The sequence below is a fragment of the Acinetobacter sp. ANC 4173 genome, assembly GCF_004331255.1.
Lineage (GTDB): Bacteria > Pseudomonadota > Gammaproteobacteria > Pseudomonadales > Moraxellaceae > Acinetobacter.
In genome coordinates, this window is the sequence record NZ_SJOF01000002.1 from 43,263 (window position 1) to 69,969 (window position 26,707).

A 26,707-nucleotide genomic window follows, 5' to 3' on the forward strand; every position below is an offset into this window, starting at 1 on the left:
GATAAACTTTGTATGACCGAAGACATTCCAGAGCGTGAAGCACGTGCTTTTGAAACGCCGAATGGTGATACGATTTTTATTACACAGCGCGATGGTGCTTTTTTTGCCTATCAGAATGTTTGCCCACACCTACAAGTTGAACTTGAATTTCTTGAAAACCAGTTCCTAGACCGCGATCAAGAATATATAGAGTGCTCTACACACGGTGCATTATTTACTGTAGAAACGGGCGAATGCATATCTGGTCCTTGTCTAGGTCAGTCACTTGAAAAGGTCGAGATAACTGTGCATTCTGATGGTGGAATCTACCTACCTGAATAATATATGGAATTTGCCATGCCTGAGTTAATACACGATATAAATTTAATGCCGTTTCATTTAAGTTTATTAACACTTGTATTTCTCAGCTTGGTAGAAACCGTTGGTTACTTTTTACATATTCAACCAAGCCAATTTTTTAAGCGTGTTATTCCACAAAAACTCGCAGAAGCTCCCTTACTCAACGTAAAATTTTCCAAAATCTTAATTTTGGTCTTCCTGTTGATGAATTTCAGCTTTTCTGGCTATTTCCTTCAATTTAGTTATTTCGCACAACAAGAAAATTTTTTACCCGCATATTACGTCATTCTTCCCGCATTAATTATCGCAATTTTCTTTACCGTGTTTATGATTCACTGTTTAGATCAGGTGATTAGACCTACGCAAATACAACTTCAATCTAATTTGTTGGGTAGGCTGGCAACCATTTCAAGTGGTAATGCTCGACCAGGTTTCTCTGCTCAAGCTCGGGTTAGAGATGAATATGGTCAACTGCACTATGTACAAGTTGAACCAGAATTTGGCGAATTGGAATTTCAATCTCAAATTATTTTAATTCGTATTAAACATACACACTACATTGCCAAAAAAATCTCAAAATCAAATGAACTTTTCTCTAACGACTTACACAAATAAGTAAGCTGTCGAACACTTAGCGCACTATTTAGCTTTAATCCTTATTCGCTTTTATTGCCCCTTAACTCTGTACGAAGTTTAATTCAGCGAATAAATCACAACAGCTCAAGGACTTCTTGGGCCTGTAGGATAAAAAAAATTACAAATAAGCCTTCCTCACCCCTTTTAATTATGTGTATATTTATTAATCAATAATAAATAATATGAGCATTAATTAAGAAAACTAAATTTCAAACCAACTCTTTTAGTATAGTTTAATAATCAACCTATTTTTAAATAGACCAAAATACTTTGTTTTATTATTTTTTAAATACAAGCATTTTAGTCGGATTTAAATACATTAAATCACAACCGTTTTAGTCAGAAATAAAACATTAATTACCAGAATAAAAATAATACACAATCAAACATAAAATATTGATTTTAAACAAAATAATAATATATTTTTATTTTAAGTGTATTTCCTATTTATTTTTTGTATGAAATTGTTTAATAATATTAAGTATGTTTCAAAACAGGCTTATTCCTATGAGCTTAGTTCCAAAAGATTTTAATCAACGCCTAGTCCGTGAAATAACAATCATATTAATAATTAAGGTTGTTATCTTACTCACGATTAAACATATCTGGTTTGATGCACCGACTATTCCCAAAAACTTTGACAATCAAGTTGCTGAGCGTATTGCTGGCAGTCCATCCCAAATCAAGGAGACACGTTGATGATTTCTGAAAGCGTGGTCGATCTTTCGCGGTTCCAATTTGCAATGACCGCGATGTATCACTTTATTTTTGTTCCACTTACTATTGGTATGGCTTTTATTCTTGCCATTATGGAAACGACTTATGTCATTTCTGGTAAAGAAATTTATAAAGACATGACCAAATTCTGGGGAAAACTCTTCGGGATTAACTTCGCACTCGGGGTAACAACAGGTTTAACAATGGAATTCCAGTTTGGTACAAACTGGGCTTACTACTCACACTATGTCGGTGACATTTTTGGCGCACCATTGGCAATTGAAGGCCTAATGGCTTTCTTCTTAGAATCCACCTTTATTGGCTTGTTCTTCTTTGGTTGGGATCGACTTTCCAAAGTCCAGCATTTAGGTGTGACGTGGTTGGTTGCTCTAGGTTCCAATATGTCAGCCCTGTGGATTCTTGTTGCCAACGGCTGGATGCAAAACCCTGTGGGTTCTAAGTTTAACTACGAAACCATGCGTATGGAGTTGGTCGATTTTGGGGCATTAATTTTCAACCCAGTCGCGCAGGTTAAGTTTGTACATACTGTTTCAGCAGGTTATGTAACTGGCTCAATCTTTGTATTGGCAATTTCAAGTTATTATCTGCTTAAAAAGCGCGATGTTCCATTTGCTCGTCGTTCTTTTGCAATCGCAGCAATCTTCGGCTTGGCATCAACACTCTCAGTAATTCTACTCGGGGATGAATCTGGTTATGAGTTAGGTGATGTTCAGAAAACCAAACTCGCTGCTATTGAAGCTGAATGGGATACACACCCTGCACCTGCGCCATTTACACTGTTTGGTATTCCAAATAAAGAAACCATGACCACGGACTATGCAATTAAAGTTCCGTATCTTATGGGTCTCATTGCAACACGTTCGACAACTAAAGAAGTCACAGGCATTAAAGACTTATTAGTTCAACATGAAGATCGTATTCGTAATGGTATGGTTGCATATTCCCAACTAGAAAAGCTTCGTGCAGGCGACACATCTCCTGAACTTAAAGCTGCCTTCGAACATTCTCAAAAAGATTTAGGCTACGGTCTACTTTTGAAAAAATACACACCAAATGTAGTTGATGCATCTGAAGATCAAATCAAATCTGCTGCAAAAGACACGATTCCACACGTACCAAGCTTATTCTGGGCATTCCGTGCCATGGTTGTGTCTGGTTTCCTTATGCTGTTGCTATTTGCGCTAGCAACCTTTGCTGTAGCAAAACGCAATGCAGAAAACAAACCATGGTTACTGAAGTTCGCGCTTTTCGCTCTACCTCTGCCATGGGTTGCTGCACAAACAGGCTGGTATGTTGCCGAAGTCGGTCGTCAGCCGTGGACTATTGGTGAAGTTTTACCTACACACTTGTCAGCATCGAGTTTAAGCACTGGTGATGTATGGGGTTCTATCGCTGCTTTGGCTGCGTTCTATACTGTACTTTTGATTATTGAAATGTATTTAATGATTAAATTCTCACGCCTTGGTCCAAGTTCGCTTCATACTGGTAAATACCATTTTGAAAAACTTGAAGCAGCCCGCAATGAGGAGTCTCAAGCATGATCGAATATGAATTACTCAAAATTATCTGGTGGGTTCTGGTCGGTGTCCTTCTTATTGGCTTCGCTCTCACTGATGGCTTCGACATGGGCTCTATGGCGATCATGCCATTTGTAGGTAAAACAGACGAAGAACGCCGTGCAGCCATCAACACCATTGCACCGCACTGGGACGGTAACCAAGTTTGGTTTATTACTGCTGGGGGGGCATTGTTTGCAGCATGGCCAATGGTTTATGCAACAGCCTTCTCAGGCATGTATTGGGCGCTGCTATTGGTACTATTTGCCCTATTTTTACGACCTGTAGGCTTTGACTACCGCTCTAAACTGCAAAATACAAAATGGCGTACGTCATGGGACTGGGGTTTAGCAATCGGTGGTGCTGTACCTGCGCTAGTCTTTGGTGTGGCATTTGGCAACATGTTCTTAGGTGTGCCATTTAGCTTGGATGACACAGTCCGCTCAACCTATACAGGGAGCTTTTTTGCCCTACTCAACCCGTTTGCTTTAGTCTGTGGTCTGGTCAGCTTGTCTATGCTGTGTGCACATGGTGGTGCGTGGCTTATGCTCCGTACCGATGGCGATTTACGTAGCCGTTCAGCCCAAGCAACAAAACTCATGGGCATTGTTTACCTCATCTGTTTCTTGGGTGCTGGTGCTTGGTTATACTTTGGTGGAATCGAAGGTTATACCTTAGTAACTCCATTTGACACCAACGGTGCTGCTAATCCATTAGCGAAAGAAGTCTTAACCAATGCCAATCATGGCTGGATGAACAACTACTCGACTTATCCAATCACCATGATTGCGCCTGTTGCAGGGATCTTAGGTGGTTTGATTGTGGTGCTTGCAGCAAGCAAAAACAAAGCGGGCTTTAGCTTCTTAGGTTCAAGTTTAGCGGTCGTGGGTGCAATTTTAACTGCAGGTTTCGCTTTGTTCCCATTCTTAATGCCATCAAGCATTCAACCAGTTGCAAGCTTGACCATGTGGGATGCGGTTTCAAGTAAAACCACGTTAACCGTTATGACAGTTGCAGCATGTATCTTTGTACCACTCATTTTGTGCTACACCACGTGGTGTTACTACAAAATGTGGGGTGTTATTACCAAGAAACATATTCAAGAAAATTCACATAGCCTTTACTAAGGCAATGCTTAGGAGAATAAATTATGTGGTATTTTGCATGGATTCTCGGTATTTTGATGGCATGCTTTGCTGGTGTACTCAGTGCCCTATATATCGAACATCATCAAGATTTAGATGAGGAATAAAACATGACTGAAGTAGCAATGACAACAGAACAGCCGAAAAAACCCAATAAGTTTGTAATGGCAGTGTCCTTTTTGTTGGCATTGCCTCTTGCAGCAGTCCTGTTAATTCATCCAAGTGCAATGCTCGATGCTAATGGTGAATATAGCCATCGCGCCATGATGTTTATCATGATTGGTATTTCAGGCGGCTTCATTTACGGCGTAGGATTTATGCCACGCTTTTGGCTCTGGAAGTGGCTATTTAGCCCTCTCATTGCTTGGCCCCTAATGTTATGGGGATATTACACTTGGTTCCTCGCCTAATTTTAAAGCCCTCTTCATGAGGGCTTTTTTAATATTATTATTTATTGAATATTCTTGAGCATTTGCTGTAACTCAATATGCCTTAACGGCTGACCTACATTCGCGTCAAGAGGATAAGATATTTTAAGTTCAGTCAGTCTATAGCCACGACGCTGATAATAGGCTAGTAATTCGGTGCGTATATCCAATACAAACATCACATATACATCAAGGTTGGGTTGAATCAACAGTGCCTGCGCTTCAGCGAATGATAAAACCACTTTGCCCACACCCGCATTTTGAAAGTCAGGATCTACACAAAAAGTTCCAATTTCCACTTCTTGCGTATTAAACGTCAAACCAATACAAGCAACTATTGATAAGGAAGATAGATCATTGTCGATTTCGGCAACATATAAATGGAAATTCTGATCAGCTAAAGCCTGTTGCAATTGTTGTTCATCAATTCTAGCCCCTGAAACAAACTTGGCTTCATTGGTCCAGCTTCGAGCAGTATCGTCACGATATGCCCGATTAATTAAATACAGCAATTGCTCCACATCTTTTAATTCTGCTTTACGAAATTTTAATGACTGCATAAAGTCTACCCTTGAATACTTATTTAAAATTTAGCTGTAAAAATTAACTCAAACCTAGTGATTGAGTGTTTTTTATGAATTTATAATGATATTAATGCTTAGGCTATTTTAAATTAAGCTATAAAAAACCAGTTCAAGCGAACTGGTTTTTGTGCAAATTATTTGGGTTCAATCGGTGCAAATGGCGCAACCACATCAGCATTCTGTGCACGATGACGCATGAAGTGATCCATCAGCACAATCGCAAACATTGCTTCTGCAATTGGTGTAGCGCGCACACCAACACATGGATCATGACGCCCTTTTGTAAGGACATCTGTGTTTTCACGATCGATATTAATGGTTTTACCTGGTGTAGTAATACTTGCTGTTGGTTTTAATGCAATTGCAACTCGAATGGTTTGACCACTCGAAATGCCACCCAGAATCCCACCAGCATGATTTGCCAAGAAACCATCTGTGGTCAATTCGTCTCGTGTTTCGTGCCCAAACTGTTCAGCGACTGCAAAACCATCGCCAATTTCAACCCCTTTTACGGCGTTAATTGACATCATCGCATGGGCAATATCCGCATCTAAACGATCAAATACTGGCTCACCCCAACCCACAGGAACATTTTCAGCCAAAATTTCTAATTTTGCACCACAGCTTGTACCTTGCTCGCGTAAAGAAGTCACCAAGGCTTCAAAACGTGACACTGCATCGACATCGCCACAGAAAAATGGATTATTTGGAACTTCATTCCAATCTAACTTTTCTGCTTTTTCAGTGCCAATTTGGGTGACATGACCACGGATTAAAATTCCGAATTTTTCTGCAAGATATTTCTTCGCAATAGCTCCCGCAGCAACACGCATCGCTGTTTCACGCGCACTTGAGCGACCACCACCACGATAGTCACGGAAACCGTACTTTTGCGTGTAAGTGTAGTCAGCATGTCCTGGACGGAAAGTCTGCGCGATATTGCCATAATCTTTGGATTTTTGGTCAGTATTGCGAATCAACAAACCAATCGGCGTACCTGTGGTTTTACCTTCAAAAACGCCTGAAATAATTTCAACTTCATCAGGTTCTTTACGTTGCGTGGCAAATTTCGAGGTTCCCGGTTTACGACGATCTAAATCTTTTTGTAAATCTTCTGCAGAAAGCTCAAGCCCTGGTGGAACGCCATCCACAATAGCCATCAAGCCTACGCCATGAGATTCACCACAGGTCGTTACACGGAAGAGTTGTCCAATACTATTACCTGCCATGTTCACAACTCCTTATGCTTGAACAGATTGAATGAATAAATCACGGAATTGGCGGCATTGTGCAGCTGTTAAAGCAAAGATGCCTGAACCACCTTTTTGGAATTTTAACCAATGGAAATCAATGGTATTGAAATTCTGTTTCATCGCCCATTCAGAATTCCCCACTTCGATGACAATCAAACCATTTTCAGTTAAGTAATCCGCAGCTTGTGCCAACATTTTACGCACTAAATCCAAACCATCTTGTCCAGCGGCCAAAGCCAACTCTGGTTCATGGCGGAATTCATCAGGTAAATCTGCCATGTCTTCTGCATCAACATACGGTGGGTTCGATACAATTAAGTCATACTGATTTTCAGCAGGAATTTTAGCGAATAAATCTGACTCTAATAATGCAACTTGATATTGTTTATCGTGATGTTCAGCATTAATTGAAGCAACTTCTAATGCTTCTTTTGAAATATCTGTAGCATCTACTTCCGAATCTGGGAATGCATAAGCCAACGCAATTGCAATACAACCTGAACCAGTACACATATCTAAAATGCGTTGCGGTGTTTTAGGTTGAGTATTGACTGGAAGATTATTGTCCGCAGCACGCATTTCACCATTTTCATCTAAACAGTAGGGTGCAAAACGGTTCTCAATGAGTTCAGCAATTGGCGAACGCGGAATTAATACACGCTCATCCACATAAAATGGCTTATTAAAGAAATACGCCAAGTTCAATAGATATGAAGTGGGTACTTTTTCGTTAATACGGCGTTCAAGTAACTGTAGAAATTCTGCTTTTTCACTTGCTAATAATTTTGCATCCAAAATTTCTGAATCAGCATTCCAATCTAAAGATAAGGTTTGTAATACCAATGCTGAACTTTCAGCGAAAAAGTCTTCTGTACCTTGACCTAAGTGTGCATCGTATTGACGTAATGCTGTTACCCCAAAACGGATAAAATCACGAATAGTGGTAAGGGTTTCAGCGGCTTCCTGTAAATGTTCAGGGCTAATAGTCGGTCGATCCACTTAAGGCGTCTCCAAGGTCAAAATCATAAAAAACGGCTTATGATACCTTGTTTTGCCTGATTTTATAATGCTTAACTGTGTTTCTTCTCTATTTCATTCCATTTTTCAATCACCTGCAATTTCATTAAAATTCTGTCTATATCAGGCTACTGGATGCATTTAATTATCCAAACTTGAACCTTCATAAACAGATACAAAACTTTAACCTTTCTCGCGAAAAGCAACTTGAATTAAGGACTTTCGAGACTTATATATAGCTCACTATTTACTCCTTTTCTTGATATGAGCTATAAACACAACAATCTTATGGCAATGCGCCAAAACTATTGGAACAATGAATCGCCCGATATTCTTTCTGAAAAATTATTTTTAATGCAACAACTGTCAGAACATCAGGTTTTTAATAGCCCCACTCTAGACGATGCAAAATATTTATTTTTTAGCTTACCGAGTATCGTAATTGTTAAAGGCTATGCGCATGGTTTCACTCACATTAGCGTGCAAAACATGATTACGACCTATATTGAAAGCCATAAGGTGCAACTCTCGAACAAAGAAGCACTGAAAATAAAATTTCACCTGTAAGCAGAATGCTCTGATTCTGCATAAATTTAGATACAGTTCTAAAAAAACCGCGTCATTCAGCAAGTTGAACTTTTTTAATACGTGAAGACACGTTAATATCCGTTACAATTAACTTTTCTGTGAATTGCTGATTAAGGATTGCATTGAATGTCAGATCAGAATGATAAGCTCAAACAACTTAAAACCTCCTCTATGGATCGTCGCTTATCTATTGCAAAAGCATCCTTACTGGCGGGAACTCGTTGGGCGGCATCCAATGCGACATCAATGTTCTCTAGTGAAGCTGAAAAAGAAAAAAAACGTAAACAAGCCATGAAAGAGCAAGCGAACTATTTAGTGGCTGAAATTGGCAAACTAAAAGGTTCAATTGTAAAAATTGGACAAATGATGGCGCTATATGGCGAACATTTTTTGCCAGAAGAAATTACTCAAGCTCTAAATACCCTGAATAACCAAACCGTTGCACTGGCTTGGCCTGCAATTAAGCAGCATTTAGAGCAACAACTGGGTGATAAAATTCATGAACTGACTATTGATCATGAGCCACTGGGCACAGCGTCATTGGCACAAGTGCATCGTGCGACACGTAAATCAGACGGATTAGAACTGGTATTGAAAATTCAATATCCAGGGGTTGCCGATGCGATTGATTCCGATATGAGCTTGTTTAAAAACATGCTCAAATTGACCCGCATGGTGCCGCAAACCCGCGAATTTGATCAGTGGTTTGATGAAGTGCGCGAAATGATGCATCGTGAAGTAAGCTATGATATTGAGGCTGCAACCACCAGACGCTTTGCTGAACGCCTGAAAGATGATCCGCGTTATATCGTGCCAGAAATTGTTGATGAATTTTGTACTAACCAGATTCTATGCATGACGTTTGAGCGTGGTGTGCCGATTAACAGCCCCGTGATGCTTTCCTTGCCACAAGGTCGTCGTAATCTTTTAGGTGAAGCTTCTTTAGAAATTGCGGTACGTGAGATTTTCGAATGGGGTGAAATGCAAACCGATCCTAATTTTGGCAACTACTTGGTTCGCTTAGGAGATGGTGAACAGCAACCTGACCAAATTGTGTTGCTTGACTTCGGTGCCATTCGTCAATTCGATCAGCACCTACTCAATGTTGCTCGCAATCTTATTCATGCAGGTTATCTGCATGATCCGCAAGCAATGGTGACTGCCATGACTGGCTATGATTTCTTTGACTCAATTCCGCAAAGTATTAAGCCTGATATGGCGAAGGTTTTCTTATTGGCAACCGAAGCATTTAGCTGCCCTGCCAATAACAAAGATTTACCTGTTGGTGTGATGGATGAACATTACCGTTACGACTGGAAGAAAAGCCTGTTGCATAGCCGAGTGATGCAACAAGCGTCTAAATCAATGGCTTCCCGTTATTTCAGTGTTCCCCCAAAAGAATTTATGTTTATTAGTCGAAAATTTATCGGGGCATATACCTTTATGACCGTGATTGATGCCAAAACCAATGTCCGCGACATGATTAAATCTTTTATTTAATTTACTCAGACTAGAATGGCAACTTTGTCATTCTAGTCAATACACACCCCATTTCGACAATTCAACCACAAATATTCATAATATAAATCAGTATCTTAAGACAAACCCTGCTACTAGATTACCGTTTATCTTTGACAATTGAGTATGTCAACAATGACATAGTTTTTTATATAACGTCATGTCAGCATAAAAATAGCAATTATGCTCATATGGAACGAAAAATAATGACAAATATGCTCAATAAGGCACAAGGATTAGGTTTATCACTGATTACAAAAATTGCCGGAAGTGACGTTCTGGACCAACTTAAGCTCAGAAAATTATTAGAAAAATCATTATATCAAGGCTCTAAAACCAGTTTTAAAGCCCTAAGCAAAACACAAAAGGTTTTTAATAGTGCTGAACCTCATGCTAAACAACGCCTACCTAGTCAGCAAAAATCTCTGTTCGATCTAAGCTTAACCGCAGAACAGCAAATGACCTGTGATGCCATGAGTCAATTTGCAGCAGAAGTCCTCTACCCGCTTGCCCATCAAGCCGACCATCAAGAACAATTCCCTCAGCAACTCTGGGCACACATTGATGAATTAGGCTTAAATTATTATGCATTACCTGAATCTTTTGGTGGTGTTGCCACTGAAAAAGACATCATCAGTCATATCTTAATTGCAGAACACTTGGCCAAAGGCGATTTCAGCCTAACCGCAGGAATGCTCTCAACCTTTAGTGTAATTAATGCCATAACACAATGGGGTTCCAAACAGATACAAGAACGTTATTTATCTGCATTTGCTGAAGATAGTGAAATTAGAGCCAGTTTTGCCGTCCAAGAAAATACGCCCGCATTTAATCCAATGCAGCTTAAAACCAAAGCTCAAAACATTGATGGTCAATTTTATTTAAGTGGTGAAAAAACACTGGTGATGTTGGGTGAAACTGCCGATGTATTTCTTGTAACTGCTGAATTTCAAGCTAGACCAGATGTATTTGTGGTGAAACGCGATACTTCTATTCATGCTCAGAAAAATCCTGCAATGGGTTTAAAAGCCACGGAAACCATGACTTTACAGTTTAATCAAACTCCAGCTGAACGCTTAAGCGACGATGACTTCGATTACACCGCTTTTATAGATCTAGGAAATCTTATGTGGTGTGCCATGGCTGTAGGCACTTGTGAAGCAGTTAAACAATACTGTATTCGCTATGCCAACGAACGAACAGCTTTTGGTGAACCAATTTCTCATCGTCAAAGCGTAGCTTTTATGATTGCAGATATGGCCATTGAAATTGATGCCATGCGTATGCTGGTGTTGAATGCTGCAAGTTTGGCAGAAGCAGGTAAACCTTATCATCGTGAAGCGTATCTTGCTCGTCTACTCTGCGCTGAAAAATCCATGAAAATTGGTACAGATGGCGTGCAAATTTTGGGTGGACATGGCTTCACCAAAGAACATCCCGTAGAACGTTGGTACCGTGATTTACGTGCTACGGCCATTTTACATTCAGGTTTACACGCTTAAAACAATAAATCAGGACAATAGCCATGAACTTACAAAACCCTAAAAAATTTAAAATTTTACTCGACCAAGCCCATGAAGTTGCATTAAATGTATTACGTCCAATTTCCCGCAAATACGACAAAGCCGAACATGCCTACCCGAAAGAACTGGATATGCTCGCATCCTTACTCGACGGTATGAATGACGGTGGTGAAGGTATAAACGCTGGAGCTGCGGTAGGAAAACGCGGTTCACAAGACGACAGCAATAAAAATGGCGTCAATATGTCTACAGCATTGGGCATTATCGAAATGTGTTATGGCGATACGGGACTGTTACTGTCCATGCCACGTCAGGGACTTGGCAATTCAGCCATCGCCGCGGTTGCAAACGATGAACAATTGGAACGCTTTAAAGGCACATGGGCGGCAATGGCAATCACCGAGCCAAATTGTGGTTCTGACTCTGCTGCTATTCGCACCACAGCCACTAAAGATGGCGACGACTACATCTTAAATGGTGAAAAAATCTTTGTGACTTCAGGTGAACGTGCCGATTCTGTTGTGGTTTGGGCAACACTGGATAAAAAACTTGGTCGTGCTGCCATCAAATCTTTTGTCGTCGCAAAAGGCACAGCAGGTATGACGGTTGAACGACTGGAACACAAACTCGGAATTAAAGCATCTGATACTGCCGTGATTCGTTTTGAGCAATGTCGTGTCCCTGCGGAAAACTTACTCGGTAATGCCGAAATTGACGTCGCAAAAGGCTTTGCTGGGGTGATGGAAACTTTTGATAACACGCGTCCTTTGGTCGCTGCGATGGCTATTGGATGTGCCAAAGCCTCTTTAGAACGCATCAAAGAAATTTTTCAGGATCAACTTGATTCAAACTATGCCACCCCTTATTTATACTGCTCTAATTTGGCTGCCCAGATTTATAAAATGGAAGCAGAATGGGAAGCCGCACGTCTACTCATGTTAAAAGCAACGTGGATGGCAGACAATAAAAAACCAAACTCTAAAGAGGCCTCTATCGCAAAAGCCAAAGCAGGTCGTGTTGGCAATGACATTACATTAAAGTGTGTGGAACTTGCCGCTTCTGTTGGTTATAACGAAACAGAGCTTTTAGAGAAATGGGCACGTGATTCTAAAATCTTAGACATTTTTGAAGGTACACAGCAAATCCAACAGCTCATTATTGCACGGCGTGAACTGGGTAAAAGTTCAAGTGAGTTAAAGTAAGTGCTATACGCTTAAAAATGCCCTTACAAATGATGGATTATTTGCTATAACAATCCATCATTTAAATACTTTGCTTACCCAATGTTTCAAATTCGTACGCTCCAAGAACAAGATAATCCCGCAATTGCCCAAATTATTCGTGAAGTATCTAAAGAATTTGGCCTTGCACCTGAATCTGGCTTTGCTGTTGCAGACCCTATTTTAGACAATTTATATCAAGTCTATACTCAGCCCAATGCACAGTATTGGGTCATTGAAAATGCACAAGGTCAAATTTTAGGTGGTGGTGGACTTTCACCGCTTAGTGGTGATCACGAAACACTTGAAATTCAAAAGATGTACTTTTTACCTGAAATTAGAGGTTTAGGCTTTGCCAAACAAATCTTAGAACAATGTTTCGAATTCGCTTCAGCGAGAGGCTGCCGTTCCTGTTATTTGGAAACAACCGAATCTTTATGGCAAGCTGTCAAACTTTATGAAAAGTTGGGTTTTCAACACTTATCCGCACCCAAAGGTCATACAGGTCATAGCCATGCCTGTGAAATCTGGATGGAAAAAACACTTTAAAATACGCACAAAAATGACATCAATCCCTCTGAAATTGATGTCATTACTTGCTCAATTTTAAATGATGTATAAACCATTATGAGTTCAGTAATTTGTCTATCACACCAAATTTCTTAAAAATCTTCGCTCTACGCTTAGGATGAATATTGGCTTTATTTAAGTCACCGCCATAATGTTTAAATACACGCTTATCCATCATTTTGAACCATAATGGTGGGATCATCGCGGGGAGCAACATACTGGCATAGCCACTTGGCAGCTCTGGTGCTTCATCAAAGTGTCGCAGAGCTTGGAAGGGTCGTGTTGGATACGCATGATGATCTGAATGACGTTGCAATTGATATAGGAACAAATTGGTCACAATGTTATTGTTATTCCAACTATGCTCAGGCATGGTTCGCTCATATTTGCCATTTTCGTCTTTCTGGCGCAACAAACCATAGTGCTCAATATAGTTAATAATTTCAAACAAGCTAATGCCATATAAAGATTGTGTGAGTAAATATGGCGTAATACCTGTGCCGAACATCTTAATCATGCTGGCATGAAAAGTGGCACTCATCCCCCAGCCTTGTAACAACTCATTATCCTTAGACCAAAACGTCTTGCCTTTACGCTTCAAACGATTACTTTCAATTTCAATTGCAGATTTAAACGAACCAATCACGGTTCTAGGTAAAAACTCATAAAAAGTTTCCCCCATACGCGAGGATGCAGGGTCTTCTGGTGTTGCCGCACGTTTATGATGCCCATATGGATGCTCAATACGGAAGTGGTTATAGCCTGTCGGGACCAAGGCCAAATGTGACAAAATATGATCCAAGCGATCTGACTTATGGCTTAATTCATGGGCTGTATTGACCGCAACGCCGTTAATTGCTCCCATAGAAACACCGAGTAAAATTTTATCCAATAAAGATGTCTCTTTACGTCCCACCAAATAACATGCATAAACATTGGCTGCATACTGAAGTGGAATAAAAGTTTTTACCAAACGCGCATAATAAGGATCTTGTTCTAATAATTTCACATCTTCAGCAGAAGGGTTGTTTTGATCTTTACCAATGAATGCATCAACAGTTGGAATAATGACATGGAGCAATAAGGGACCACCTAAAGCAAAAGCCTTTTTTAATGGACGTGGTGCAAACTGATAGCCTGCTAAAATTCCCATACCAATCACAGGTAAAGCGGGACTAATTGCCCATAAATAACGTTTTTTATCTAAAGCCAATCCAGATTTGGCTTGAAGCAGGATCGAATCCTGTTCTGTTACTTTGACTGGTGCATTCATTTGCAAACCTTTCCTTCTTTTCTTGTTATGTATATATTTTCTTAATTCGTCCTCAAGCTACAGTAGTAACCGTCCATAAAAACTATGTAATCGTCTTTGGCTCAACTTGATAAACAATGACCTATAAACACATATGACAAACTGCTCATCGTTGTATATTTCCGCAGATAAGAAAGAATGAAAAGACATGGATGCTCTAAGTAAAATTTTTGATGATATTCATCTGAACAAATCGGAATACCTTTATTTGAAAGCGCAAGGAGACTGGTGTTTTCAATATCAAGATCAAAGTTCCATGGTCGCTTATGTTATGGTTGCAGGTCATGCCATCATCCAATTAGATGCAAGCACACAAGTTCAAGCCCATGCTGGCGATTTAATTTTAATCCCTTCTGGTCGCAGTCATACTGCCTTTAATACGCCAAGCCCTTTGGTTGATACCTTAAATATTACCCATCGTTTCGATGAAACAGGTGAAAAAAGTATTACGTTTGGCTCAGGCGGAGGAAAACAAACTATCATCTTGGCAATCCGCTGCCATATGGACAGTATTATGGCGCGACCACTGCTCAATGCCTTACCCCACTCTATTCATCTACATCAAATGAACGGACAAACGATTCCTGAATGGCTACAGATTGGCTTGCAGTTTTTAGCGGTAGAAACACTACAAATTCAACCAGGTCGTGACAAGATTTTAGATCATTTGGTGAGTATTTTTTTTATAGAATGCGTTCGCGATTACATTTTACAACTGAGTGATCGCAACAACTGGTTAGCGGCACTCTCTCATCCAGAATTATCCAATGCCTTAGCGGCCATACATGGACAACCGCAACGCGCTTGGACGGTAGAAACACTGGCAGAACAATGCTGTATGTCCCGTTCCAAATTTGCCCAATTATTTAGTCAAATTGTGGGTGAAACGCCTCTCGCGTATTTGCAGCAACATCGGCTACGCATCGCCTCCCAATACCTAAGACAAGGACAATATACGATTCAGCAAATTGCCCACTTGGTGGGCTATGCTTCCGAAACAGCATTCAGTCAAACCTTTAAAAAGCAGTTTGATCTCACACCCACGCAATACCGCCAACAATTTATGAAATAGCGCCCACATGCAAACATTTAGATCAAGCTTAAAATCGCTTTTACAGGGTCTTCACTATTGCCCGAAAGAAGCTGTTTATGCATGGTAATGTGCTGCATAACTTGAATTTGCGCGACTTCAATATTCATGAGTTTTTCGATTTCATGTGCCAAATTTTCTGGTGTTGCATTATTCTGAATCAATTCCTGAATTACTTTTTTACCTGCAATAATGTTAGGCAAAGAATAATAAGGAATCTTAATCAGCAATTTAGCAATAAAATAAGTTAAAGAATTAAGCTTATAAAAAGTCACCATCGGACGGTGTAACAGCATCGCTTCCAAAGTTGCGGTGCCTGAAGCCAGAGCCACGATATTGGCAGCGTTCATCACCTGACGACCAATTTTAGATTCTGTGTCTGTATTTTCCAATAAATGCACTTTAGCGCGGAAAGCATCAGAATAATGTTGCAGTAAATGTTCAATTTGTTGTTTACGTGCATCATTAATCGCTGGAATCAGAAATTCGTAGTCTGGATACTTTTGGCTCAGAATTTCCCCGGCTTTGAGGACCAATGGACCTAAGCGTTCGACTTCACCACGGCGACTGCCTGGCAATAATGCAATATGCTTTTGATTGATTGCTAAACCGAGTTCTTGCTTTGCTTCAATCAAATCATTTTTTAAAGGTAATTCACTCGCTAAAGGATGACCGACAAAGGCAGCGGGCACATCGAACTTTTTAAAGAATGCTTTTTCGAATGGGAATAAGCACAGTACCAAATCAATGTTGGCCTTAATTCCATGTGCACGCCCTTGTCGCCATGCCCAAACCGAAGGACTGACATATTGCACGGTTTTAATTGGCAATTGCTTTTGCTTCAAACTTTTCGATAAGCGCAAATTAAAATCAGGTGCATCAATGCCAATAAAGATATCGACAGGATTTTTTGACCATTTTTCGACAAGCCCATCCCGCACGGCAAATAATTTTTTAATATCTTTTAAGACTTCAACAATCCCCATGACCGATAAAATATCCATCGGGTAGTCACTTTGAAAGCCTTCCGCAATCATTTGAGGACCGCCAATTCCTTCAAACTCAGCATCAATTCCTTGCTCACGAAAACTGCGGATTAATTTAGCACCCAAGGTGTCTCCAGAAACTTCACCTACAACAATACCAATTTTTAGTTTTTTGTTGTTCAAGACTTTATGCTCTGTTCAAAGTTAAACATCTGAATATTCTAGCATAGCTATAACTTTTGAAAAATTTCAACAATATGCCAAAACAACACGACCTGCCTATTTATAAATCTAATTTAGCCATAAGATATTTTTTTTAATCAATATTTACAATAGTTACACAATTGAACATCACCAATAGTAACAATAGAATTAATGATAATTATTTGCATTAATGTTAATCCATGTCGAAATCTCCTATGCTGTTTAAATATTCCCTACTTGCTTTAACTATTGCTCACATCAACCTCAGTTATGCTGAAGATAATGTCGCAACACTCTCCACAATTCAGTTACAAGCAAATTCATCGGGAAATCAAAGCTCTGAACAAAGCAAAGCATATACAGTTAAAAAAAGTAGCAGTGCAACCAAACTGAATATTGATGCACAGGAAACACCTCAGACTGTAAATGTAGTGACACGTCAGCAAATGGATGACTTTAACCTGACTTCAACGCGAGATATTTTAAACAATACTCCTGGCGTAACAGTAACTGGTCTGGAAACCAATCGTACAACTTATACAGCACGTGGTTTTGACATTTCAAATATATTGGTTGATGGCATTGGTATTCCGCAGGTAGATAGCTACAACTACAACAATAGTGATGCCGACAGCTATTTCTATGACCGTATTGAAGTGGTAAAAGGTGCAGATGCCCTCACCAATGCATTAGGAGACCCAGGTGCGACGATTAACTACATTCGTAAACGTCCAACCAAAGAATTCCAAGCCAATGCAGGAATTAGCTATGGTTCTTGGGATACACAGCGTTATGAAGCTGATATTTCAGGAGCACTGACACAAGATGGTCGCCTGCGTGGGCGTTTGGTTGGCTATGAAAAAACAGGGAATTCATACCTAGACCGTTATTCGGAAGAAAAGAATGGCTTTCAAGGGATTCTTGAGGCAGACCTTACTGATTCTACGGTGGCTTCAGCAGGCTATTCTAAAACACGTCAGTATGCCAATGGTTCTCAATGGGGTGCATTACCCTTAGTCAATTCTGAAGGTGAAGCTTTAAGTTATTCACGTAGCTATAACTATGCACCATCGTGGACGTACTACGACTGGGAAATTGACAACTATTTTGCCAATATCGAACAACAACTTGCTGGTGATTGGAAATTAAAACTCGGTTACAACCTGAAAGAATCTGAAGTTCGTGACAAGATGCTCTATTTAAGTGGCTCCCCTTCTGCCACGGACAATACTTCAGGCATTTATCTTTACCCTGAAATTTATAATCAGACATTCAAAGAAACTACGGCGAATGCTGATATTCAAGGGACTTTCCCACTGTTTGGTCAGCGCCACGAAGCCAATATTGGCTATAACTGGTCAAAATATACTGCGCAAAGTGTTTATTCTTATGGCAGCAGTTTAGGTACCTACACGACAGATCAAGCAAGTTGGTCACCTGTAGAACCAACATGGGGCGAGTTCTACACCGCTACGCCAGAAGAACGGGTGATGAAATCGGTTTACACCGCTACCCGCTTACATCTAAATGATGATTTAAAACTGCTTCTAGGAGCAAACTACACTGAAATTGACACGCTTGAATACAAGGAAGATAAAGTTTCACCTTATGCGGGTTTAACCTATAACTTCACACCTGAATATACTGGTTATATGAGCTATACCTCGATCTTTAGACCACAAACCGTAATCGATCTAGCCACTCAAAAAACTGCTGTTCCTGTAGAGGGCGAAAGCTATGAAATCGGGGTTAAAAGTTCATGGCTAAATGGAGCGCTCACAGGTAACCTTGCTGTATTTAGAACCGATGAAGATAATTTTGCCTTAAATCCACTGTGGGATGCAGCATATAACAAGTATTCTTCAGACATTGGTACAGTTCGTTCCCAAGGTGTAGAAGTTGGTTTATCGGGTAAAGTCACCGACAATCTAGATCTAGTCTTCGGTTTCTCTACTTTCAGCCTGAAAAACATGGAATCGGGTGAAAAAGCACGTGCCAATATTCCAACTCAAACCATCAATGCTTTAGCTTCTTATACTGTTCCGCAAATTCCTAAACTTAAACTGGGTGCAAGCGTAAAATGGCAAGATGATATTCAAGACACTTCTTATTCATCTGTTACGCAGGATGCTTATGCCTTATTCAATCTTATGGCAAGCTATGAAGTAAATAAAAATCTATTAGTGCAAGTGAATGGTAATAACCTAACCAATGAAAAATACCTCACGGGTCTTTATGGCGGTCAAGGTTATTATGGGGCTTCTGCAAATTACACAGTTGCTTTAAAATTTAAGTATTAATGACCCCGCCAAGCCTGAAGCATCAGGCTTGGTTTTTTTCATTTCCACAGCGATTGATTTTATGAGTAAAGCACAATCCCTTTCTCTGACCTACCGTATTCAAGTGCTGTATCGTTTTGTTATAGCCTTCATACTCGGTTTTATTTGTAGTGCTTTACTCAGTTTAGCCTTAACCCATCTGTTCCATCTGAGTTTACCCAAAGCAGAATCAATCTTTTTAGCGGCGTTCATCAGTCTTCTTTTTTATGTTGTTTTTGTGATGACCTGTTTCTGCATTCAATCACTGAAGAAGCTCACGCTAATGAGTACAGCATCATGTGCTGTTCTTTTTTTATTATTTTTTGCAATAGGCTAAATTCATGCAGAAAGGTATTCGACAATCAATGGCATGGTTACATTCTTGGACAGGTCTGCTGCTAGGATGGGTCATATTCGCCATATTTCTGATGGGCACGGCGTCGTATTATCGTCATGAAATTAACTTATGGATGCAGCCACAACTGGCAGAATATGAAATTCAACAGCAAACCGCCATTCTCTCTGCAACAGACTATTTGCAAACGCATGCACCCGATGCAAAATCATGGTTTATTGGTATCGCAACAGCCGAATCACCCGTCAATAACATTTATTGGCAAAAAGCAGATGGCAGCTATGAAAGTAAAACTTTAGATGCCAACACAGGAAAAGAACTAAGCCTTTCAGCCACTGAAGGTGGCGACTTTTTCTATCACTTCCATTATCAACTTTTTGGGCTACCCGTTGATATCGGACGACTTGCAGTTTCTATCGCTGCCTTTATTATGTTGATCGCCTTAATCTCGGGCATTATGACCCATAAAAAGATTTTCACAGATTTTTTTACTCTACGTACTTTTAAATCTCAACGTTCTTGGCTCGATTTTCATAATGTATCCTCTGTGATTGCACTACCCTTTTTCTTGATGATTACTTTTACAGGTTTGGCAATTTTCTTTTATCTGTATCTTCCATGGGGAATGAAAGCACTGTACCCAGAGAATCCATACCAGTATTTTACCGAAATTCGCACCAATGTCGTGACGCAAAACACCTTAATAACACCTCAGGCCAATTTGCCAATGTCCGAATTAATGCAAAAGGTGGAACAGCATTGGGGCAAACAAGCATTGCGCTCAATCTCGGTACAAAATCCAAATACCAATCAGGCTTTGTACACGTTTACACAACTCCAAGATCATAGTATTACGGGCAATCAACCGCAAATTACCTTACGTGGGCACGATGCTTTTACTACAGCCGCAACACGCAATAATAGTGCTGTTGCTAATTTAAGTTTTGGGATCTACGGCTTACACATGGCGACCTTTGCTCAGCCCTTATTACGTCTAGCTTTCTTTTTTTCAGGGCTGCTTGGGTGTTGCATGATTGCGTCGGGGCTTTTGTTATGGAGTTTAAAACGACAACTGCAAAATAAAACTCAGCAGTTCCACTTGGGTCATTATCTTGTTGACCGACTAAATGTCGCAACTTTTGTGGGTTTACCCCTCGCCATGATGGGGTATTTCTATACCAATCGTTTGGTCAATATCACCACTGATATGCCCAACTATGAAATCTATAGCTTCTTTACCCTCTGGGGCTTAAGTCTTGCGGCAGCACTTTTCACCCCGAAACAATGGCTGTGGCGTTCTCAACTAGTGTGCTTAATTGTTTTGGCGGCATGTTTATCCATGTTCGACCTATTTTATTTGGTTCAGCATCAGTATATCCATAATCTTGTTAGCTATTGGACTTTCTTCCGGGTAGATCTATTTTTTATTTTACTGGCTGTTTTGGCCTATTTTATTCTTAAAAATATTCATCCAATCCAAACAACGGCTAAGCAAAAAATCATCAAAAAGCTTTCTTCGGCACAACAAGGAAATGCATCTTGATGATTATATTTAGTTTGATATTTATCCTTTTAGGACTTTGGATCTTACACTTACTCAGCAGCAAGCAAATTGCAAAAACCAAGCAATCTTCGTTGCATATTTTGACGCAATTTCCATTCATTAGTCGATGTGTGGCATATCTTCTATTTTTTAGTGCTGCTGTCGTTTTAATTGATCATTACGGAATATCAATTGGTTTTATCAGCTGGTGGATCTTTGCCAGCCCAGTAGCCTTTATTTTAATATTGTATATCAATGATTTAAAAAAGAAGCCTGCGAAGAACTAAATTTGCTATCAGCATAATTTCATACAACACTAAAGATGGCTTTAGCGTTTTTTTGCATAAGCAAATCACTTATCAAGACAAACACTTATCTCAAAAAGTCATAACATATGCATGGTTTATCATATTTGGCTTCTATACATGTTTGGTTCTCTTGAATATATTCTTGCAGGTGTTTTGGTTGGGTTTTGTGTAGGTATTACCGGTGTAGGTGGTGGTTCTTTAATGACCCCTATCCTCATTAGCCTGTTTAAAATTGAGCCACACATCGCCATCGGAACCGACTTATTGTATGCATCGATTTCGAAATTCTGTGGCTCGATGGTTCATGCCAAGAAAATGAATATTGTCTGGCCCATCGTGATTTGGCTTGCTGTCGGCAGCCTTCCAGCATCTTTTGCAACGCATTGGGTACTCGACAATTATTTAAGTCAGTCCACACATTATAAAGCTGTGCTGACCATGGTTTTAGGTTTTATGTTGACCTTAACTGGGGTATCGATCATCTTCCGTGGGCATATTGAACGTTTCTTCAATAAATTCCGTAAAGATGTGCAATTAGACATGACCGAAGACTTGGAAAAAGTAAATTTTCAAGCCAAAGATAAACGGGCTTACATCATTCTCATGGGTGTAATACTTGGTATATTTGTGACCTTATCCTCTGTGGGTGCAGGTGCATTTGGTATTATGGCACTGGTTATTATGTTCCCCAATTTACCGATGATTCGTATCATTGGTTCAGATGTGGTACATGCTGTCCTACTTACCCTTGTGGCTGGTCTTGGTCACATGAGCTCAGGTAATGTCGATTTTGCACTTTTAGGCTGGTTATTGGTTGGCTCAATTCCTGCGATTATTATCGGCACACTGATCAGTTCTCGATTGCCAGAAAAAATTATTCGTAAAATTTTAGGTATTACGCTTTTTGCGTTAGGTGTGAATTTTATAATTCATCCTGTAAAAGCAAAACCTGTTCAAAAACCAACCACTGCAATGGTTTATACTGTGGAAAAATCACACAGCGTTTAAACTATCTATTGAGATAATCTGTTTTTTTCACGGTTTTATTAGTCTTTTGTATAGCAAAAGGCTAATTAAATCGTGTTATATTCAATCAACTAAAAAACTCTTGTATGATCGATCTAGTGACAGCAATGAATACACAACAGCCAACCCCTATTACTCAATCAGACATTGACGACTTAAATGTGAAAAGCATTCAGCCTTTAGTAACTCCAGCAGAACTAAAAAAAGAATTGCCATTAACAGGAAATGCATATCAAACCGTACTTAAAGGTCGCGACACCATTCGCAATATTTTAGATGGTAAAGATAAGCGTCTTTTTGTCGTAATTGGTCCTTGTTCTATTCATGATACAGTTGCTGCACATGATTATGCAGATCGTTTAAAAGTACTCAGTGAACAAGTTAAAGATACTCTCTATATCGTGATGCGCGTTTATTTCGAAAAACCGCGTACCACTGTAGGTTGGAAAGGCTTAATTAACGATCCAGACATGAATGACTCTTTCAATATTGAGAAAGGTTTACGTATTGGTCGTCAATTGTTGTTGGAATTGAATCAAAAAGGTTTACCTTGTGCCACTGAAGCACTTGATCCAAACTCACCACAGTATTATCAAGATTTAATTTCTTGGTCTGCGATTGGTGCACGTACTACTGAAAGCCAAACCCACCGTGAAATGTCTTCTGGGCTTTCATCTCCTGTTGGTTTCAAAAATGGTACAGATGGTGGTTTAACTGTTGCAACTAATGCGATGCAATCAGTTAAACATGGTCATAGCTTCCTAGGTTTAAATGAACTTGGTCAAGTTTCTGTGATTCGCACCAGCGGCAACCCATATGCACATGTGGTATTACGTGGCGGTAATGGCAAACCGAACTATGATGCAGGTTCTGTAGCAGAAGCTGAAAATGCATTAGCGAAAGCCAAGGTCAGCACCAAAATTATGATTGATACCAGTCATGCCAACTCAAATAAAGACCCATTCTTGCAACCGCTTGTTCTAAAAAATATTACTGAACAAATTTTGGATGGGAACAAATCGATTGTCGGCATTATGGTTGAAAGTCACTTAAAAGGTGGTCGTCAAGATATCCCTGAAAACTTATGTGATTTAGAATACGGTAAGTCAGTTACAGATGGCTGTATTGACTGGGATACAACAGAAAAAGCATTGCTAGAAATGCACAATGCTTTGAAAGATGTACTACCAAATCGCTAAGCATCCAAGCGCCATCCCCAAGGATGGCGTTTTGTTTTACTGCCAATGAAAAGTCACCGTTATGAATCAACTTGAAAACGCCTTAAGTCACATTGACCATTTCCAGTTTGTCCATGAACATTTATTTAGTTCTGGGCAACCGACAATTGAACAGTTAAAACACATCAAAGAATATGGCGTCACAACTGTTATTAATCTTGCTTTAAATGATGCAGAAAACCATCTTCTGAATGAAGACCGTATTTGCTTAGAGCTAGGACTCAATTACGTTCATATTCCTATTCTTTGGGACACACCTTCTGATGAACAATGCCTCTTAGTTTTAGACATGTTGCATCATCTGATTCAAGAGCAGATGGTTTGGGTGCATTGCGCCCACAACCTTCGTGTGAGTAGCCTAATCTATCTTTACCGCCAATATTATATGGATATGGATATCGCTAGCGCTCAAGATTTATTACATGCAGTCTGGGAACCAAATGAAACGTGGACAGGACTGATTCATGCTGTAGCCCTACAACTCCAAGGTCGTAAAGCTACTCAAGATCTACAGCAGTCACTGATGGGTGCAGGTCATTTTGCTTGATGGCTAATCAAAACTGTAGCAGTTGCCAAAATACCTTCCTGACGACCAGTAAACCCAAGTTTTTCTGTGGTTGTTGCTTTAATACTAATTTGAGTAACATCCACATCTAACACATCTGCGACAGACTGACGCATCTCTAAATTATACTTCGCTAACTTTGGACGCTCACAGGCTACCGTCATATCTGCATTATTCAAAACATAGCCACGATCTAAAATGAGCTGATAAACATGTTTTAACAGCACTCGACTGTCTGCGCCTTTAAATTCAGGGTCTGTATCTGGAAAATGTTGTCCAATATCGCCTAGTGCAAGTGCACCCAATAATGCATCACAGAGTGCATGCAGTACCACATCACCATCGGAATGTGCTTTTAAACCGTGTGTATGCGGGATTTTAACGCCAGCCAAAGTAACAAATTCGCCTTCCTCAAAAGCGTGTACATCCATTCCTTGACCAATTCGAATATGTGCGACCATTCAGTTACGCTCCTTCAGAAATAAATGTTTGAAATCTTGTATTCAGTGTTTCGACTTCGTTATAGTTACACCAGCACAGTGTTGTGAAAGTATAAGTCATCATGTTGTTGAATACAGACATTAAATTCCTTAAAACTATAGCATCTTTCATTGGTATTGGTTGTATGTACACCAGCCTGACTTACGCTCAGGAAATAGATTGTAGTAAAACTGATACTGCTGCAATAAAAACGATGTGTTCGAGCAGTTTCGAACAGCAACGACAGAAACTCAAAAACCAATATCTCACTGCATTTTTAATCAGTGATGCACCCTTACGATTACTCGATGATACCCATAGCGTATGGCTTAACCGTATACAACAATGCAAAACAGAATCATGTTTTATGCAGCAATTTGAGCTTCGCACTGATGATTTGAATTTTTATACCTCATTGAATCAGAGTTTGACGCAACATTATTTAAAATTTGAAAAGGGTAAACTTGCACAACAACCCATTCACCTACAAGTTCATCAGCTCGGCAAAGACAGTATTAAAATTGAAGGGATTGCCTACCGTAATCCAAACAATAAAAAGGAAACTCAAACAATTCTTTTCTTGGCTTACACCACACCAGAGAAAAAGCAAAATATTGTCGATAATGAACATGACTGTAAATATCAATTTGATTATTACAAAGCCATTTTAACCGTTAAAACCCAGCAAAAAGGCTGTGAGCGATTTACTGGTGTTTATCGCCTTTATGATTAAAGACAGTTTAAAAATAAAAAAAGCACAGATATGCGTCTGTGCTTTTAATACAACATTACCTATTAGGCTGGATAAGCCGATGCAATTTCTTGACTGATCATCACCGCTGTCGCAGCAGATAAAGTCCAACCTAAATGTCCATGCCCTGTGTTGTAAAATACGCGATCACGTCGTCCACGTCGAACTATCGGCATCATGTCTGGCATCATTGGACGTAAGCCCGCCCAAGGGACGACACTCTGAGTGGAAATATCAAAATTTTTATTCGCCCAATCGACCAAAGGCTGAATCCGATCGAAACGAATATCACGGTTATACCCATTAAACTCTGCGGTACCTGCAATTCTTAAGCGGCTAGCCCCTAAACGTGATGTGACAATCTTGGCACTTTCATCCAGCAAACTCACCCATGGTGCATGTTGTACACTCTGCTCATCATCCAAGTTAATGGTAATTGAATAGCCTTTTACAGGATAAACATTCACTTTATCACCCAGTAAATGTGCCAATTGATAGCTACCTACACCACCACAGACCACCACAGCATCGGCGTCAAAATATTCAGATGTATGCTCTACCGAATGCATATTTTCAGTGCTGGCTTTACAAATGACTATCACGCCTTTTTCATGATGTTGCACATTGGTGACGTCTAAACCAAAACGATATTTCACCCCATATTTTTCTGTTACCTTAGCAAGACCATTGGTAAACTTATGAATATCTCCTGTAGCATCACCTGGACAGTAAAAACCGCCATAATAGTCACCTATTAAACTCGGCTCAATTTGCTTAATTTCTTCAGATGTTACGGCATAACGCTCTAGCCCACCTGTGCAAAGCAATTCATTGACACGGGTTGCGACTTGATAATCCGTTTGGTTGTGGTAAAAATGTAGAATACCTCTTTTTTCTAAATCAAACTGAATCTGTTCCTGTTCCGCAATATCAAATAAGCGTTTACGCGCCATGAGTGCTAATTTCACCGTATCACGGGTATTTTCTTCATAATGTTTAATATTGCCCAAAAATTCGACTAGCCATGCATATTTATGCAGATCAAACGATGGATTGAGCAACAATGGTGCATCTTTACGGGACATCCATTTAATGCCTTTCAATACAGTGGATTTTTGATTCCAGACTTCTGCATTGCATGCTGAAAGCTGACCACCATTGGCAAAAGAGGTTTCCATTGCAGGATAAAGATGTCTATCGATGACTGTCACATCATAGCCCAATTGCGATAATTCATAGGCTGAAGTTACCCCAGTAATTCCAGAGCCAATAACAATAATATGTGGCATAAAGCACTCCTACGAAATGCATGCATTCCTTGTGTTATGCCCCATCTGTCATTGGTACCTGAGAGCTTCGATTATATACAATATATAACCATCCCCTTCGGTGAGTACTTTTTTATCTTTATGCACT

At 39.8% G+C, this 26,707-nt stretch carries 27 protein-coding genes; 20 read left to right on the forward strand and 7 right to left on the reverse strand.

Annotated features, from left to right (window positions below):
• The first annotated feature begins 12 nt into the window (after nt 1-12).
• The 7 genes from E0H94_RS02610 (at nt 13) to E0H94_RS02640 (ending at nt 4,824) form a co-directional block, all read left to right on the forward strand.
• A complete protein-coding gene (locus E0H94_RS02610) occupies nt 13-321 on the forward strand; it encodes a Rieske (2Fe-2S) protein (protein ID WP_165492958.1) in 309 nt (102 codons plus the stop codon).
• 15 nt (nt 322-336) lie between these two features.
• Nucleotides 337-954 carry an OB-fold-containig protein gene (locus E0H94_RS02615; RefSeq protein ID WP_131325005.1) on the forward strand — a complete coding sequence of 206 codons (618 nt, stop codon included), beginning with the start codon at nt 337-339 and terminating at the stop codon, nt 952-954.
• A 528-nt stretch (nt 955-1,482) separates the two neighbouring features.
• Nucleotides 1,483-1,674 carry a cytochrome oxidase putative small subunit CydP gene (gene cydP, locus E0H94_RS02620; RefSeq protein WP_016167794.1) on the forward strand — a complete coding sequence of 64 codons (192 nt, stop codon included), beginning with the start codon at nt 1,483-1,485 and terminating at the stop codon, nt 1,672-1,674.
• Nucleotides 1,674-3,254: a cytochrome ubiquinol oxidase subunit I gene (locus tag E0H94_RS02625; protein ID WP_131325006.1), complete on the forward strand. Its 1,581-nt coding sequence runs from the start codon at nt 1,674-1,676 to the stop codon at nt 3,252-3,254. The genes cydP and E0H94_RS02625 overlap by 1 nt, the downstream gene beginning before the upstream one ends.
• Nucleotides 3,251-4,396 carry a cytochrome d ubiquinol oxidase subunit II gene (gene cydB, locus E0H94_RS02630; RefSeq protein ID WP_131325007.1) on the forward strand — a complete coding sequence of 382 codons (1,146 nt, stop codon included), beginning with the start codon at nt 3,251-3,253 and terminating at the stop codon, nt 4,394-4,396. Before E0H94_RS02625 ends, cydB begins: the two co-directional genes overlap by 4 nt.
• A 23-nt stretch (nt 4,397-4,419) precedes the next feature.
• Nucleotides 4,420-4,521: a cytochrome bd-I oxidase subunit CydX gene (gene cydX / locus E0H94_RS02635; RefSeq protein WP_002120988.1), complete on the forward strand. Its 102-nt coding sequence runs from the start codon at nt 4,420-4,422 to the stop codon at nt 4,519-4,521.
• A gap of 3 nt (nt 4,522-4,524) precedes the next feature.
• On the forward strand, nt 4,525-4,824 hold the full coding sequence (locus tag E0H94_RS02640; RefSeq protein WP_131325008.1) for a cyd operon YbgE family protein: 300 nt from the start codon (nt 4,525-4,527) through the stop codon (nt 4,822-4,824).
• Between the two features lie 41 nt (nt 4,825-4,865).
• On the opposite strand, the gene E0H94_RS02645 is transcribed toward E0H94_RS02640, so the two are convergent.
• From E0H94_RS02645 to prmB, 3 genes are all read right to left on the reverse strand, one after another.
• On the reverse strand, nt 4,866-5,402 hold the full coding sequence (locus E0H94_RS02645; protein ID WP_131325009.1) for a GNAT family N-acetyltransferase: 537 nt from the start codon (nt 5,400-5,402) through the stop codon (nt 4,866-4,868).
• A gap of 158 nt (nt 5,403-5,560) precedes the next feature.
• Nucleotides 5,561-6,655 (reverse strand): chorismate synthase, encoded by a 1,095-nt coding sequence (gene aroC, locus E0H94_RS02650; RefSeq protein ID WP_131325010.1) that lies wholly within the window; start codon nt 6,653-6,655, stop codon nt 5,561-5,563.
• 12 nt (nt 6,656-6,667) lie between these two features.
• Complete coding sequence (gene prmB / locus E0H94_RS02655) at nt 6,668-7,678, reverse strand: 50S ribosomal protein L3 N(5)-glutamine methyltransferase (protein WP_131325011.1); 1,011 nt, start codon at nt 7,676-7,678, stop codon at nt 6,668-6,670.
• Between the two features lie 282 nt (nt 7,679-7,960).
• Here prmB and E0H94_RS02660 point away from each other — a divergent pair, with 282 nt between their 5' ends.
• The 5 genes from E0H94_RS02660 (at nt 7,961) to E0H94_RS02680 (ending at nt 13,094) form a co-directional block, all read left to right on the forward strand.
• A complete protein-coding gene (locus E0H94_RS02660; protein ID WP_131325012.1) occupies nt 7,961-8,263 on the forward strand; it encodes a hypothetical protein in 303 nt (100 codons plus the stop codon).
• A 147-nt stretch (nt 8,264-8,410) separates the two neighbouring features.
• Nucleotides 8,411-9,784 carry an ABC1 kinase family protein gene (locus tag E0H94_RS02665; protein WP_131325013.1) on the forward strand — a complete coding sequence of 458 codons (1,374 nt, stop codon included), beginning with the start codon at nt 8,411-8,413 and terminating at the stop codon, nt 9,782-9,784.
• 233 nt (nt 9,785-10,017) lie between these two features.
• Nucleotides 10,018-11,304 (forward strand): acyl-CoA dehydrogenase family protein, encoded by a 1,287-nt coding sequence (locus E0H94_RS02670; RefSeq protein WP_171462038.1) that lies wholly within the window; start codon nt 10,018-10,020, stop codon nt 11,302-11,304.
• 23 nt (nt 11,305-11,327) lie between these two features.
• Nucleotides 11,328-12,527 carry an acyl-CoA dehydrogenase family protein gene (locus E0H94_RS02675; RefSeq protein ID WP_131325015.1) on the forward strand — a complete coding sequence of 400 codons (1,200 nt, stop codon included), beginning with the start codon at nt 11,328-11,330 and terminating at the stop codon, nt 12,525-12,527.
• An 81-nt stretch (nt 12,528-12,608) separates the two neighbouring features.
• Nucleotides 12,609-13,094, forward strand: coding sequence for a GNAT family N-acetyltransferase (locus E0H94_RS02680; RefSeq protein ID WP_131325016.1), 486 nt, complete (start codon nt 12,609-12,611; stop codon nt 13,092-13,094).
• A 76-nt stretch (nt 13,095-13,170) separates the two neighbouring features.
• On the opposite strand, the gene E0H94_RS02685 is transcribed toward E0H94_RS02680, so the two are convergent.
• The gene (locus E0H94_RS02685; RefSeq protein ID WP_131325017.1) at nt 13,171-14,388 is read right to left on the reverse strand and encodes an alkane 1-monooxygenase; all 1,218 of its coding nucleotides are present in this window, start codon (nt 14,386-14,388) and stop codon (nt 13,171-13,173) included.
• Nucleotides 14,389-14,575: 187 nt separating this feature from the next.
• Between E0H94_RS02685 and E0H94_RS02690 the strand changes: the two genes are divergently transcribed.
• Nucleotides 14,576-15,499: an AraC family transcriptional regulator gene (locus E0H94_RS02690; RefSeq protein ID WP_131325018.1), complete on the forward strand. Its 924-nt coding sequence runs from the start codon at nt 14,576-14,578 to the stop codon at nt 15,497-15,499.
• A 17-nt stretch (nt 15,500-15,516) separates the two neighbouring features.
• Here the strand turns inward: E0H94_RS02690 and lpxB are convergent, their stop codons facing one another.
• Nucleotides 15,517-16,686: a lipid-A-disaccharide synthase gene (gene lpxB / locus E0H94_RS02695; RefSeq protein WP_131325019.1), complete on the reverse strand. Its 1,170-nt coding sequence runs from the start codon at nt 16,684-16,686 to the stop codon at nt 15,517-15,519.
• Between the two features lie 221 nt (nt 16,687-16,907).
• On the opposite strand from lpxB, the gene E0H94_RS02700 reads away from it, so the two are divergent.
• From E0H94_RS02700 to E0H94_RS02730, 6 genes are all read left to right on the forward strand, one after another.
• Entirely contained in the window at nt 16,908-19,007 is a 2,100-nt protein-coding gene (locus E0H94_RS02700; RefSeq protein WP_131325020.1) for a TonB-dependent siderophore receptor, read from the forward strand.
• Nucleotides 19,008-19,068: 61 nt separating this feature from the next.
• Entirely contained in the window at nt 19,069-19,362 is a 294-nt protein-coding gene (locus E0H94_RS18605) for a hypothetical protein (protein WP_131325021.1), read from the forward strand.
• A 4-nt stretch (nt 19,363-19,366) separates the two neighbouring features.
• A complete protein-coding gene (locus E0H94_RS02710) occupies nt 19,367-20,923 on the forward strand; it encodes a PepSY-associated TM helix domain-containing protein (protein WP_131325022.1) in 1,557 nt (518 codons plus the stop codon).
• Nucleotides 20,924-21,348: 425 nt separating this feature from the next.
• On the forward strand, nt 21,349-22,239 hold the full coding sequence (locus E0H94_RS02720) for a sulfite exporter TauE/SafE family protein (protein WP_131325023.1): 891 nt from the start codon (nt 21,349-21,351) through the stop codon (nt 22,237-22,239).
• Between the two features lie 125 nt (nt 22,240-22,364).
• A complete protein-coding gene (locus tag E0H94_RS02725; protein WP_131325024.1) occupies nt 22,365-23,456 on the forward strand; it encodes a 3-deoxy-7-phosphoheptulonate synthase in 1,092 nt (363 codons plus the stop codon).
• Between the two features lie 61 nt (nt 23,457-23,517).
• Nucleotides 23,518-24,042 carry a protein tyrosine phosphatase family protein gene (locus E0H94_RS02730; protein WP_131325025.1) on the forward strand — a complete coding sequence of 175 codons (525 nt, stop codon included), beginning with the start codon at nt 23,518-23,520 and terminating at the stop codon, nt 24,040-24,042.
• Here the strand turns inward: E0H94_RS02730 and ispF are convergent.
• On the reverse strand, nt 24,030-24,521 hold the full coding sequence (ispF, locus tag E0H94_RS02735) for a 2-C-methyl-D-erythritol 2,4-cyclodiphosphate synthase (protein WP_116760701.1): 492 nt from the start codon (nt 24,519-24,521) through the stop codon (nt 24,030-24,032). The two genes, E0H94_RS02730 and ispF, sit on opposite strands and share 13 nt — an antisense overlap.
• A 101-nt stretch (nt 24,522-24,622) precedes the next feature.
• Between ispF and E0H94_RS02740 the strand changes: the two genes are divergently transcribed.
• Nucleotides 24,623-25,273: a hypothetical protein gene (locus tag E0H94_RS02740; RefSeq protein ID WP_131325026.1), complete on the forward strand. Its 651-nt coding sequence runs from the start codon at nt 24,623-24,625 to the stop codon at nt 25,271-25,273.
• Nucleotides 25,274-25,335: 62 nt separating this feature from the next.
• Here the strand turns inward: E0H94_RS02740 and E0H94_RS02745 are convergent, their stop codons facing one another.
• Nucleotides 25,336-26,580, reverse strand: coding sequence for a D-amino acid dehydrogenase (locus E0H94_RS02745; RefSeq protein ID WP_131325027.1), 1,245 nt, complete (start codon nt 26,578-26,580; stop codon nt 25,336-25,338).
• Between the last annotated feature and the right edge of the window lie 127 nt (nt 26,581-26,707).